This is a genomic window from Flavobacterium sp. xlx-214 (assembly GCF_013874595.1).
GTDB lineage: Bacteria > Bacteroidota > Bacteroidia > Flavobacteriales > Flavobacteriaceae > Flavobacterium.
The window spans coordinates 1,474,078-1,486,723 of record NZ_CP059431.1 but is presented as its reverse complement, the minus strand read 5'-3'; the positions used below and the strand labels follow the sequence as shown (position 1 = coordinate 1,486,723).

The window sequence follows — 12,646 nt, the reverse complement described above, 5'->3', positions numbered from 1 at the left end:
AATAAAATCCTTGCTATGGCAATTATAATAACCGACGAATGCATTAATTGCGGTGCCTGTGAGCCAGAGTGCCCAAATACTGCCATTTATGAAGGTGCCGACGATTGGCGCTGGAAAGACGGAACCAAATTAAGTGGAAAAGTTATTTTACCCGATGGTACCGAAGTTGATAGCGATGACGCACAAACACCAATATCAGACGATATATATTACATTGTACCAGGAAAATGTACAGAATGCAAAGGTTTTCATGAAGAACCACAATGCGCTGCTGTTTGCCCTGTTGATTGTTGTGTACCTGATGATGATCATGTAGAAAGCGAAGCCCTTTTATTAGAGCGTCAGTCTTTCTTACATAATGAATAAAACCAAAAAGCTTCGCTAAAACGAAGCTTTTTATTATTTTTAAACAAAAAAGCTATGAAAAAATTCCTTTCAATTGTAACAGCTGCTGTTTTAGTAACCGCTTGTGCTGCCAAAAAAGAAATTAAAGAAGATCAAACTTTATTAAACGGTAATTGGGAACTAGCCAAAGCTAGTTACAGTAAAGATATTGCAAAAGATTACCCAGAAGGCTTGCCTACCCTAACCTTTGATAGCTCAGATAATTTAAGTGTTTTTGGATACGATGGTTGCAACCGCATTAACACCAAAGCTACTTTAAAGAAAGACAATCAAATTGCTATTGCTCAAGAAGTAGCATCAACCATGATGGCTTGTAAAAAGGTAAAAAGTACCGAATATGTAAACGCTTTAACTAACAGTACAACCTATTCGTTAAAAAACAATGTATTGGTTTTAAAAAATGAAAATACTGAGCTTACATTTTATAAAGTAACTTTAAACGGCAACTGGTATTTAGATAAAATATATGTGGGCAAAATAAAAGCAGCCGACTTGTTTCCGTACAAAAAGCCTTTTATTAAAATAGATATCAACCAACCTGTTTTTTCTGGTAACAGTGCATGTAATGCTATTAATGGACAGTTATTGATGTTTCAAAACACCATGAAGTTTAATCATATTACATCAACCAAAATGTTTTGCGATGGCGTGAACGAAAAAGTTTTTACCGATGCTTTAGAAAAAGTAACTCACTACAAACTAGAAGGTGCCCGTTTGATTTTATTAGAAAAAGATAAAAAAATAATGGAGTTAATACAACAATATGAATAACATAAAAGCTGTCTTCACTACAGCTTTTTTTATTTGTGTTAAATATGCTCTAACTTTTGCATAGCGTTCGTATCAGTTGGAGTGTCCTCGTAAAATAATAAAAGTATTGGAGTTTAAAACGTAATTGTCCTAATTTTTTTAGTGTTAGTGGCAGTATTCTAATTTCCAGTTATGAAAATACCTAAACATTTCATCAAATTTTTTACGATGAGTTGTTTCACTAATTGTATTGGGACCAACAGCTAATGATTTTTTTTTATTTTTACTAATAATATCAAAAACTTTCGTCTCAGCATCTGCAATTTGTTCTTTGTTAACATGAGTAACAAAATTTATAGAATCTTGATTTAAACTCCAAAATGAATTAGCATCTGCATAATTAAAGAGTAGTTTTATAGCTTCATTGGATATGTCTTTTTTTAATAATTCAAATTTCCCATTTGCAATACGATCTCTTTTCCAAATTGTAAAAAAAAGTATTTTTTTACCATATCTTATATCTCCATTATATTTATAACAAGACCAAATTCCATTTTTCAAACTTATTAATTCATATTTTTTATTATATCCTCCCCAAAAACCAACATTTGAATACGCAATTACAAAGTCTTTGTTTTTAGAAAATTCAATTAATCTTTTATTGGTATCTCCAACAAAATCAATTGAATCATAATTACTTTCAATTTCAGGAAGAATTATTGATGGGTTTATCTTTCTTGATGAGCATGAAATTATAAATATCAAAAAAAAAGATGCTACAATTGTTTTTATGTTTTGGTTCCCCATATTGCCTTTAACATTGTTTTATTCACATAACTAAAGATACATAAATATCTATGCAAAAAAGTAAGCATCTTAATTGTGTACTACAACATTTTGCAGAAAAGTTAAAGTTTAAACAATTGAATTTGAATGATTAACATACATGCAAAAATTTATACCCATTTTTTATTCGACCCTTTCAGGGTTGCACCTCTAAAAAACACATATTGTTACACATATATAATCCCTTGAGAATTTGTTTAGTTACAGAATAATTTAAGATAATGGTAAGTCATTTCGAATACGTTTCGGAATCTCACTAGAAATAACTTATTAAATGAGAAGCTGACACGATGTCACGGATCACAAATCCGCGCCATCGGTTTAAACATTTACTCTTTCAGTCTTTGTTTTTTTCTCATAACTCAACAAAAAGATAGTCGAAATAATTAATGCACTACCCAACCAATCAATGGGTGTAAAGGGTACATTTAACCAAAGTATGGCCATAATGGTAGCCGAAAGAGGTTCGGCTGATGCAAGCAGACTACTTTTTTGTCCGCCAATAATTTGTACTGCAGTTAGGTATAAATAAAAGGGAATTAGAGTTCCAAATACAACTATGAAAGCGGTGTACATATAGGTTTTATCATCCCAAACACCTTCAATAGACCAAGGTGCTTTCACAAACGAAAAAGCCAATCCACCAATAAGCATACCCCAACCAATCACGGTAGCCGAGTTGTATTTTTGCAATAACGGAATGGGCTGTAAGGTGTAAATAGCCAATGCCACTGCCGATGCTAAACCAAGAAACAATGCCGTTGTTGATATGTTTAAACTATCAACCTTACCGTGTGTTACCAGTAAAAAAGTACCTAACACAGCAAATGAAATGGCAATAAAATCAATCACACGAGGGATTTTTTTATTTTTAAAGGCTAAATAAATAGCGATAAGCACAGGACCTGCATATTGCAATACGGTTGCCGTAGCTGCATTAGAGTGTTTTATGGCAGCAAAATAGGTGTATTGCACCATTAACATACCGGTTATAGAGAACAATAACAGTCGAGCTAAATCTTTCTTGTTATGCCAAACTTCAAAGATGTTGCTTTCTTTTTTACTTGCTGCATACAACAATAAAAGAAAACCTGAAATTAACATACGTACCGTAATTAACCATTCTACATTAATGCTGCGCTGTTGAAACAAAAACTGACCGAATGTTCCAGATATTCCCCATAAAGATGCTGCAATAATGGCAAACAAAAATCCTTTTAGCGTAGCGTTTTTCATTTGTAAAGTAGGTGATAAGTAAATGGTGTTGCAAAAGTATTTATAATAACCCACAATGCCTTACAAAATCAACACAGATGTGTCTTTTATTAAATATAAACAAGCATACTAGAATACTATGTATTTGTTTTTGTACAACAGTGGTACAAAACCTACTTATCTTCATTAAGAAACTGTATATTACGCATTAAACCTGTAAACTTGGTGCGTTTAACGGCCGATTTCTTAAAGATTTCATTGAAAACCTCTAATGTTAAATCGTTCCATTGGTTTTTATCGTAATCAATTAGTGTGGGTTTAGGGTTAAAAAGCAATTCGTTGTGTGGTTTGGAAAACTTATTCCACGGGCAAACATCTTGGCATACATCGCAACCGTACATCCAATCATCCAATTTGCCTTGAAATTCGGTAGGAATGGCGTCTTTTAACTCAATGGTTAAATATGAAATGCATTTACTACCGTTTACAATGTATGGTGATTCTATAGCTTGCGTAGGGCACGCATCAATACACGCTGTACACGAACCACAATGGTTGGTGGTAGCGGTATCGTACATCAATTCTAAATCAATGATTAGCTCAGCTACAAAAAAGAAGCTTCCCTCCTGCTTTCTAATCAAGTTATTGTTTTTGCCAACCCAACCTAAACCTGCTTTGGCTGCCCAAGCTTTATCTAACACGGGAGCCGAATCAACAAAAACACGACCATCAACTTCGCCAATTTCGTCTTGAATAAAATGCAACAAATCTTTTAGCTTGTCTTTTATTACAAAATGATAGTCTTCACCATAAGCGTATTTGGATATTTTATAAGCATCGGCATTTTGTTGTTGGGTAGGAAAGTAATTTAACAACAACGACACCACCGATTTAGCACCAGGCACCAGCAAACGTGGATCTAAACGTTTATCAAAATGGTTTTCCATGTATTGCATTTCACCATGCATGTTGTTCTTTAGCCAAGTCTCTAAGTGTGGTGCTTCTTCTTCTAAAAAAGTAGCCTGCGATACCCCACAATAAGAAAAGCCCAATTGCTGGGCTTTCTGTTTTATAAATTGGGTGTATTGCTCTTTGTTAGTCATGATCGTTAAATAAACCCGATTGTTTACCTACGTTTTGCTTGCCTAAATGTTTATAGGCTTTATCGGTAACTTCACGTCCGCGCGGTGTACGGTAAATAAATCCTTCCTGAATCAAAAAAGGTTCGTACACTTCTTCAATAGTTTCGGCATTTTCTGAAACGGCAGTGGCTAAAGTTGATAAACCTACTGGTCCACCTTTAAATTTATCAATAATGGTGGTTAGTATTTTGTTATCCATTTCGTCTAATCCGCCTTTATCAACATTCAACGCTTTTAAAGCGTAACGTGCAATTTCAATATCAATGCTTCCGTTGCCTTTGATTTGGGCAAAATCGCGCACTCTACGCAACAACGCATTGGCAATACGCGGTGTACCACGGCTACGACCTGCAATTTCTATGGCAGCTTCCATATCAATAGGCACACGTAAAATGGCTGCACTACGCTCTACAATAGTTGATAACAGCTCGATATTGTAATATTGCAAACGACTTTGAATACCAAAACGCGCACGCATAGGCGATGTTAAAAGTCCTGAACGAGTGGTAGCACCTACCAAGGTGAATGGATTTAGATTGATTTGAACCGTACGTGCATTAGGACCTGATTCAATCATGATGTCAATCTTAAAATCTTCCATTGCCGAGTATAGATACTCTTCAACAACAGGCGATAATCGATGGATTTCATCAATAAATAAAATATCGCGTTCTTCTAAGTTAGTTAACAAACCAGCTAAATCGCCAGGCTTATCTAACACTGGACCTGATGTAATTTTGATGCCTACATTTAATTCATTCGCCAAAATATTAGACAAGGTTGTTTTTCCTAATCCCGGAGGTCCATGAAACAGCGTATGATCTAAAGCTTCGCCACGCAAATTGGCTGCCTTTACAAATACTTTTAAATTTTCTAATACTTGGTCTTGACCAGCAAAATCATCAAAAGATAACGGACGTAGTTTTTTCTCTACATCATTTTCTTCATTAGAATAATTTTGATTGCTGGGATTTAAATGCTCATTCATACAACAAAGATACTCTTTTTTGATGTTTGTAAAAGATGATACACAAAAAGTCGTTGTATCTTTATCGATATTAAAATCATACTAAATGAACTGCACGCTTTGCCATACCAAGCTGATTGAAAAGATTGATGCCGAATATTACAACTGTCCTACTTGTGATGCTTATGTAAAAGATGAGTTGTTATGGTTTAATGCTGCTAACGAAAAAAAACATTACGAGCAACACAATAATGATATTAACGATATAGGCTATCAAAACTTTACTGCCCCTGTTACCAATACCATTTTAGATTTGTGTACTATTGATATGTTGGGTTTAGATTATGGTTGTGGCAAAGGTCCTGTTATTACTGAACAATTAAAGAAAAAAGGATACAGTGTTGATTTATACGATCCGTATTTTTATGCTGATGAAAGCTACTTAACCAAACAGTATGATTTTATTTTTAGTTGTGAAGTGTTTGAACACTTTTACACCCCTTTAAAAGAAATACAAAAACTACACGGTATTTTAAAACAAGGCGGTTTCCTTATTATTAAAACACATCTTTTTAACCACCAAACCGATTTTAAGAATTGGTACTACCGTAAAGATTTAACCCACGTATTTATATTCACCTTTAAAACCTTTGCATACATTGCTGCAACTTTTGGTTTTAATGTGATTACATTAGATGAAAAGTTGATTGTTTTAAAGAAATTATAAAGCATAAAAAAATGGTAAATAATACAATTACTTACCATTTTAATGTTCCTCTTTTATTTTTTAGCACAAAAGTAGAATCTGATGTTTGTATAATGTCGTACACCAATTCATTAGGTTTAAAGTTTAGGTGTATTTCATCGCAAATACCTGCTGTTGCAAACGAATCTACTTTAAAAGCCAATTGCTCTGCTCCTATAAAAGAATACTTGCCGTTAGATTCTGGAAAACAATCGTTGCCACATTCTGCAGCATAATCACATGTAAAAGTACCGTTGGTATTAAAATGGATAAAGTTTCCATTAGGAAAAAAATCTTCTGTGTCTTGCTTAGGAATTTTTGTTAAATAGAGCTCTTTATCAACAGTTCCTTCATGTGCAATTATAGTAGATATATGCCAACTAGTTCCTGTTAATTTAAATTGATCTACACCTTTTGCTTGCACCAAAGACGTTGGCTGATTTTCTTTAGATACCTTATTACAACCAACAAACGCCAACATTAAAACAATAAAACAAATTCGGTACATATACATATCGTTTTATTTTGCAGTTAATCCTACCTTTTCAAAATACACTTTCTGCACATCTTGAGTAGTAGTTGCTTGCTGTTCTAAATCTTTAAACTTAGCTGTAATTTGAGCTTTCAAAGCTATTTTAGTATTAGCATCAGTTGCCTCAACATACGAAACAAATAATGGTGCATACTCCTTTTCAATCATATCAAAATACTTTAATACTTCATCGTGAAAGGGTTTAGCATCCTCACTTGGCACTAAATCTTTTGATTCGGTTCTCATTTCTGAAGTATATGTTGCAATGCGTTTGGCATTTTTTAATTCAGTTTCTTTATCGCCATCGTAACTACCACTGTTTAGTCTTTCATAGTTTTCATCTACTTTCTCCATACAATTCAAAAACAAATAACTCATTTTCTCATTATAGGCAAATTCTTTTTTAGAACACGAAACCAATGCTGTAAACAACATCATCATTAAAACATACTTTTTCATAGCTTATTATTTATTAGATTAATATTACAAAAAAAATGGGAATCTATCTATTATTATTTCGAATCTATGCTCCACTCATTATACATTTTGCAAGCATCAAACGTAAACTGACGTTCATAAGTAGGATTTTTATACGCTTCGCAAATATCAGCTAACCTATTAATAATATAGTTATTTATTGGCACCAAGGTTTCATTAGATATATGAAAAGGATATTCTATGTAATAAAAAGATTGCTCTTTTTCATCATATAAAAACGTAAACGAATCTTCTACTCGTTGAAAGCGATATGCTAGAATTTTATAATAAGGGAAGTATTTAGAGGGAGATCGAATGATTTCAAACTGTAAAGATGCTTCTTCTTTAGTTCCATCGGTAGACAAATTAGAAAGTGATATATTGTTAAGCACATTATAATACTTCTTAAAATCTTTTAATATCATTTCTTCCTTTTTGGCGTATTCAAACGGATAAGGTAGAAACTCGGTTTCTGAAATCATATAATCTTTAGGGTGCTTACGATGGGTATAAGGCTTAACTATTTGCCCTTTTTTATTGATGTATCCCGAAAAGGAATGAGCCGATTTAGCAACAACAGACCAATGTTCCTCATCTAGGTATTGCTTTTTCACATCGTTCATTACTTCTGCATATCCATAATTAAAAGGTGCTACAAAATCCCATTCTGGCTTAATTACAATAGTTCCTTCATCATTTCCAAATCCCACCTTTCCTGTATCTAAAGAAACTATTCTTTGTACATTTTCTTGGTAATAATCGCTTCCGTTATCAAGCAGTAACGTATAATACAAAGGTTTGCCTTGTAAGTTGTAAATGGTATTTACAGGTGTTGCAACTTGTTCTTTACTAAAAGGTTTGTTTACAAAACTACCAGGCAATTCAAAAATAGGCGTTGTTATAGGCTCATTAAAATCAATGTAATACGTAATGCGATGTTTTTCTAACGGAACAATTACTTGGTTGCCTTTTTTTACCCCAACATGTACCGAATCTTTAGTTGTAAAATAATACATTTCTTGTGCAGAAACGGTTGATAAACTACAGAGTATTAAAAAAGCAATCCATTTCATATGTGTTGTTGTTTTTGTTGGTGATGTATAAATATAAAAAAAGTCTCACAAATTGCGAGACTTTTCTATTTATTAATGATGTCCTCCATCCTTTTCACCATCTCTCAATGGCACAGTTTGCGGAACAAAATCTTCATCATAACCTGGCTTAGAATAATCATAAGGCCAACGGTGTACTTCTGGAATTTCTCCTGGCCAGTTACCATGGATATGCTCAACTGGTGTAGTCCACTCTAAAGTAGTTGCTTTCCAAGGGTTTTGAGAAGCTTTTTTACCATAGAAAATACTGTAGAAGAAATTGAATAAGAATACTAATTGGAATGCAGCACCTACTAATGCAAATATGGTAATTAAAATGTTCACATCAACCATATCATCAAACATAGGGAATGCAGAGTTAGTATAATAACGACGTGGTAAACCAGCCATACCTATAAAGTGCATTGGGAAGAAAACTCCGTACGCACATACTACTGTTACCCAGAAGTGAATGTATCCTAAGTTTTTATTCATCATACGTCCGTACATTTTAGGGAACCAATGGTAAATACCTGCAAACATACCATAAAGAGCAGAAATACCCATTACTAAGTGGAAGTGTGCAATAACGAAATACGTATCGTGAACGTTGATATCTAAAGTTGAATCTCCTAAAATAATACCTGTTAAACCACCTGTAATAAATGTTGATACGAAACCAATACAGAATAACATAGATGGGTTTAACTGTAAGTTACCTTTCCATAAAGTTGTAATGTAGTTAAACGCTTTTACAGCTGATGGAATTGCAATTAATAATGTTGTAAAGGTAAATACCGATCCTAAGAAAGGATTCATACCTGAAACGAACATGTGGTGACCCCAAACAATTGTTGATAAGAAAGCAATTGCTAAGATTGAAGTAATCATGGCACGGTAACCGAAAATTGGTTTACGAGCGTTAGCTGAAATTACTTCTGATGTAATACCCATAGCAGGTAAAATTACAATGTAAACCTCTGGGTGACCTAAGAACCAGAATAAGTGCTCAAACAATACAGGAGAACCTCCTTGGTAATGTAAAACCTCACCTGCTAAATAAATATCTGATAAGAAGAATGAAGTACCAAAACTTCTATCCATAATTAACAACAATGCTGCTGATAATAATACTGGGAACGATACAATACCAATAATTGCAGTTACCCATAAAGCCCATATTGTTAATGGTAAACGCGTCATTGTCATACCTTTTGTTCTTAAGTTAAGAACAGTAACAACATAGTTTAATGATCCCATTAACGATTGTGCAATGAACAACGCCATAGAAATTAACCATAACGTCATACCTGTACCAGATCCTGGAATTGCTTCTGGAACTGCAGATAATGGTGGATAAATTGTCCATCCTGCTGATGCTGGTCCTGATTCAACAAATAATGAAGAAATCATTACAATACAAGCTATGAAGAAAATCCAGAACGATAACATGTTCATGAATCCTGATGCCATATCGCGTGCACCAATTTGCAATGGAATTAATAAGTTAGAGAACGTACCTGATAAACCTGCTGTTAATACAAAGAATACCATGATGGTTCCGTGAATGGTAACTAATGCTAAATAAATATCGTTACGCATTACACCACCCGGAGCAAAATCATCTCCTAACAATATAGAGAAAATTTTAAAAGACTCTTCTGGCCATGCGATTTGAATACGGAATAATAATGACATTACAATACCAATGATTCCCATAACAATACCTGTAATAAGGAATTGCTTTGCAATCATTTTGTGATCTTGACTAAAGATGTACTTTGTAACAAAGGTTTCTTTATGGTGGTGATCATGTGCATGATCGTGTGTTAACTCGTGTCCTACTGCTGACATACTAATAATTTTTTATTGGTAAAAACAAATTATTTAATTACTTGAGCTACAACTTTTGTAGTATCAACTACAACTTGTGGTTCTTCAGTTGGCTCAGAAGCTTGAGTTGGCTGTGCTTCTACTTTTAGTGCAGCAGCAGCTTTTTCTTCAGCAACTTGTTTTCCTAATGTTGGTTGTGAACCTAACCATTTTTTAAACTCGCTTTCTTTTTCTACAACAACTTTTGCTTGCATGTTGTAGTGTGAGCGACCACAAATTTTGTTACATAATAAAATATAATCAAAAACATATGGTTCTAAACCTGGTTCACCTTTTTCAACTAATTTTTTGCTGTGTTTGTTACGCGCCTCGTTGATTTTATTAACTCGGTTAACAATCTCTTCACGATCTCTCATTTCAGCTGTAGTAACTGTTGGTGTCATAGCAAATTGAGTAACCATACCTGGTACACAGTTCATTTGTGCACGGAAGTGAGGAAAGTAAGCAGAGTGTAATACGTCTTGAGAACGCATTTTTAAAACTACTTTTTTACCTACTGGTAAGTGCAATTCTTTTGCTAAAACGTCATCTTGAGCATTTGGATCGGCCATATCAACACCTACTGCATTAACGCCTTCAATAAAACGTACATTGGCTTTACCTAAAACGTTATCATTACCAGAGTAGCGAATATCCCAACCAAATTGCTTAGCATAAACCTCTACATACAATACTTCTTCTTCATCATCATAATGCATAATGTTGTTCCAAGCATATAATCCGTATAAAATTAAACCTGCTAAAACAATTACCGGAATAATTGTCCAGATGAACTCTAACTTATCGTTATCTGCAAAGAAAACTGCTTTTCTATCTTTATTACCACGGTAAGCAAATGCAAAATAGTGTAATAAAAACTGAGTGATGATTTGAACAAAGAAAATAACAGATAATGAAATAATCATTAAGTTGTCTACATCTTTACCATGTTCAGAAGCTGCGTTGGCTAATAAAGGCATGTATCCCCATTTAGCACAGCTATAAATTGTGAAAATGTAGATGAATGCTAAGAAGCCAAACATTAAATATCCATTGATATTATTGTCTTTGTGAGTAGCCACTTGTGATTTGTACTCTTCGCCAGTAGTATGCTTGCTCTGAGTTAAATCGAATATCTTAGTTAATTGCCAAACAGCAATTCCTAATAATGCTACTATAACTACTATTAATAAACTCGTCATTTGTTTATTACTTTAAATATTAATAATGAAAATGTTTACTCTCCTCTATCATTGGATTATTCTTAGCTAATAATGGTGCTTTAGCAATTGCTGAGAATCCAACAAAAATAAATAATCCACCAAAGAAGAAAACAGATCCAATTTCAGCAGCTCCAATAAACCAAGAAGCTCCAACCGTTCCTGGCATAATCATATTAAAGAAGTCTAAATAGTGACCCACAATAATACAAGTACCTGCCATAACAATAATCCAAGATAAGCGTTTAAAATCTGTATTTACTAATAATAAAATTGGCAATACAAAGTTTAATACTAACATACCAAAGAAAGGTAAGTTATACTCTTCTATTCTAAAAATGAAATAGGTTACCTCTTCTGGAATGTTTGAATACCACATTAACATGAATTGTGAGAACCATAAGTATGTCCAGAAAATAGACAAACCAAACATAAATTTAGCTAAATCGTGTATGTGTGATGTATTTACAAACTCTAACACACCTTTATTTTTTAAATAAAGAGTTGATAATGCAATTACTGTAATAGCTGTTACAAAGAACGATGCAAATACATACCATCCAAATAATGTTGAGTACCAGTGCGCATCAATAGACATGATCCAATCCCATGACATGATAGACTCTGTAACAATAAAGAATACTAAATAAGTAGCTGCTAATTTAAAGTTTCTTTTGTAATAAGTTAAATCACCTGTTTCATCTAAAGCCAATGAGTTTTTGCGAGAAAGCATTCTGAAAATGTTCCATCCTGCTAAAAACACAACAGCTCTAATTAAGAAAGAAGGTATATTTAAATAAGCTGATTTACCTGCAATAATAGCATCATAATTAGCATGACCAGGTTCTGTAACACCATCAGCCATCCATACAAATAAATGGTTTAAGTGCGATGAACTTGCTACTAATAATAAAAAGAATAAGATAGAGCCTGGTAATAAATAAGCTGATAAACCTTCCATTACACGGAATAATACTGGTGACCATCCCGCTGAAGCAGCATATTGAATTTGGTTAAATGTAAATACTCCTAAAGCTACTAACATAGAAAAGATACATCCTATGTAAACAGCAGCCCAAGGTTTATTTTGTAACTGATGTAAAACGTGCTCTAAATGTTTTTGATGTTCTTTGTGCGCTGCATCAGCTTCACCGTGTGCTGGTGTTGCGTGTGCAGTAGCCTCACCATGTGCTGGTGCAGCATGTGCATCGTGCGAACCGTGCCCACCATGGTGTTGCTCGCTTAAAATTACTTCCACCTGCTCTACTGTTTTAGGTGCCGTTAAAAAGCCATAAGCTATTCCCACGATACCCAAAACCATTAAGATAATAGAAAAGGTTTTTAATTTGCCTGAAAATGTGTACATATCTAAACTTTCAAATAA

Annotated in this window: 13 protein-coding genes; 3 read left to right on the top strand and 10 right to left on the bottom strand. The window is 33.7% G+C overall.

What is annotated here, in order from left to right; translation table 11 throughout:
• The first annotated feature begins 15 nt into the window (after positions 1-15).
• Positions 16-366: a 4Fe-4S dicluster domain-containing protein gene (locus H1R17_RS07045; RefSeq protein ID WP_163430402.1), complete on the top strand. Its 351-nt coding sequence runs from the start codon at positions 16-18 to the stop codon at positions 364-366.
• A 54-nt stretch (positions 367-420) separates the two neighbouring features.
• A complete protein-coding gene (locus H1R17_RS07040) occupies positions 421-1,176 on the top strand; it encodes an META domain-containing protein (protein ID WP_163430403.1) in 756 nt (251 codons plus the stop codon).
• Between the two features lie 144 nt (positions 1,177-1,320).
• Here H1R17_RS07040 and H1R17_RS07035 read toward each other — a convergent pair whose 3' ends face one another.
• From H1R17_RS07035 to ruvB, 4 genes are all read right to left on the bottom strand, one after another.
• On the bottom strand, positions 1,321-1,920 hold the full coding sequence (locus H1R17_RS07035) for a hypothetical protein (RefSeq protein WP_163430404.1): 600 nt from the start codon (positions 1,918-1,920) through the stop codon (positions 1,321-1,323).
• A 402-nt stretch (positions 1,921-2,322) separates the two neighbouring features.
• Positions 2,323-3,237: a DMT family transporter gene (locus H1R17_RS07030; protein ID WP_163430405.1), complete on the bottom strand. Its 915-nt coding sequence runs from the start codon at positions 3,235-3,237 to the stop codon at positions 2,323-2,325.
• 152 nt (positions 3,238-3,389) lie between these two features.
• Positions 3,390-4,319 (bottom strand): tRNA epoxyqueuosine(34) reductase QueG, encoded by a 930-nt coding sequence (gene queG / locus H1R17_RS07025; RefSeq protein WP_163430406.1) that lies wholly within the window; start codon positions 4,317-4,319, stop codon positions 3,390-3,392.
• The gene (ruvB, locus tag H1R17_RS07020) at positions 4,312-5,346 is read right to left on the bottom strand and encodes a Holliday junction branch migration DNA helicase RuvB (RefSeq protein WP_163430407.1); all 1,035 of its coding nucleotides are present in this window, start codon (positions 5,344-5,346) and stop codon (positions 4,312-4,314) included. The genes queG and ruvB overlap by 8 nt, the downstream gene beginning before the upstream one ends.
• Positions 5,347-5,431: 85 nt before the next feature.
• Between ruvB and H1R17_RS07015 the strand changes: the two genes are divergently transcribed.
• Positions 5,432-6,052: a class I SAM-dependent methyltransferase gene (locus tag H1R17_RS07015; RefSeq protein WP_163430408.1), complete on the top strand. Its 621-nt coding sequence runs from the start codon at positions 5,432-5,434 to the stop codon at positions 6,050-6,052.
• A 31-nt stretch (positions 6,053-6,083) separates the two neighbouring features.
• Here H1R17_RS07015 and H1R17_RS07010 read toward each other — a convergent pair whose 3' ends face one another.
• From H1R17_RS07010 to H1R17_RS06985, 6 genes are all read right to left on the bottom strand, one after another.
• The gene (locus H1R17_RS07010; RefSeq protein WP_163430409.1) at positions 6,084-6,578 is read right to left on the bottom strand and encodes a hypothetical protein; all 495 of its coding nucleotides are present in this window, start codon (positions 6,576-6,578) and stop codon (positions 6,084-6,086) included.
• A 12-nt stretch (positions 6,579-6,590) separates the two neighbouring features.
• The gene (locus H1R17_RS07005; RefSeq protein WP_163430410.1) at positions 6,591-7,061 is read right to left on the bottom strand and encodes a hypothetical protein; all 471 of its coding nucleotides are present in this window, start codon (positions 7,059-7,061) and stop codon (positions 6,591-6,593) included.
• Positions 7,062-7,114: 53 nt separating this feature from the next.
• On the bottom strand, positions 7,115-8,152 hold the full coding sequence (locus H1R17_RS07000) for a WG repeat-containing protein (protein WP_163430411.1): 1,038 nt from the start codon (positions 8,150-8,152) through the stop codon (positions 7,115-7,117).
• Positions 8,153-8,224: 72 nt separating this feature from the next.
• A complete protein-coding gene (locus H1R17_RS06995; protein WP_163430412.1) occupies positions 8,225-10,024 on the bottom strand; it encodes a cbb3-type cytochrome c oxidase subunit I in 1,800 nt (599 codons plus the stop codon).
• A 29-nt stretch (positions 10,025-10,053) separates the two neighbouring features.
• Positions 10,054-11,244: a cytochrome c oxidase subunit II gene (locus H1R17_RS06990; protein WP_163430413.1), complete on the bottom strand. Its 1,191-nt coding sequence runs from the start codon at positions 11,242-11,244 to the stop codon at positions 10,054-10,056.
• A 19-nt stretch (positions 11,245-11,263) separates the two neighbouring features.
• A complete protein-coding gene (locus tag H1R17_RS06985; RefSeq protein WP_163430414.1) occupies positions 11,264-12,628 on the bottom strand; it encodes a quinol:cytochrome C oxidoreductase in 1,365 nt (454 codons plus the stop codon).
• Between the last annotated feature and the right edge of the window lie 18 nt (positions 12,629-12,646).

What these genes read in the sequence shown, in the direction of transcription:
- H1R17_RS07010 (WP_163430409.1), bottom strand. Translation starts at nt 6,578, where the DNA reads ATGTACCGAATTTGTTTTATTGTTTTAATGTTGGCGTTTGTTGGTTGT.
- H1R17_RS07040 (WP_163430403.1), top strand. Translation starts at nt 421, where the DNA reads ATGAAAAAATTCCTTTCAATTGTAACAGCTGCTGTTTTAGTAACCGCT.
- H1R17_RS06995 (WP_163430412.1), bottom strand. Translation starts at nt 10,024, where the DNA reads ATGTCAGCAGTAGGACACGAGTTAACACACGATCATGCACATGATCAC.
- H1R17_RS07005 (WP_163430410.1), bottom strand. Translation starts at nt 7,061, where the DNA reads ATGAAAAAGTATGTTTTAATGATGATGTTGTTTACAGCATTGGTTTCG.
- H1R17_RS06990 (WP_163430413.1), bottom strand. Translation starts at nt 11,244, where the DNA reads ATGACGAGTTTATTAATAGTAGTTATAGTAGCATTATTAGGAATTGCT.
- ruvB (WP_163430407.1), bottom strand. Translation starts at nt 5,346, where the DNA reads ATGAATGAGCATTTAAATCCCAGCAATCAAAATTATTCTAATGAAGAA.
- H1R17_RS07030 (WP_163430405.1), bottom strand. Translation starts at nt 3,237, where the DNA reads ATGAAAAACGCTACGCTAAAAGGATTTTTGTTTGCCATTATTGCAGCA.
- H1R17_RS07045 (WP_163430402.1), top strand. Translation starts at nt 16, where the DNA reads ATGGCAATTATAATAACCGACGAATGCATTAATTGCGGTGCCTGTGAG.
- H1R17_RS07000 (WP_163430411.1), bottom strand. Translation starts at nt 8,152, where the DNA reads ATGAAATGGATTGCTTTTTTAATACTCTGTAGTTTATCAACCGTTTCT.
- H1R17_RS06985 (WP_163430414.1), bottom strand. Translation starts at nt 12,628, where the DNA reads ATGTACACATTTTCAGGCAAATTAAAAACCTTTTCTATTATCTTAATG.
- queG (WP_163430406.1), bottom strand. Translation starts at nt 4,319, where the DNA reads ATGACTAACAAAGAGCAATACACCCAATTTATAAAACAGAAAGCCCAG.
- H1R17_RS07015 (WP_163430408.1), top strand. Translation starts at nt 5,432, where the DNA reads ATGAACTGCACGCTTTGCCATACCAAGCTGATTGAAAAGATTGATGCC.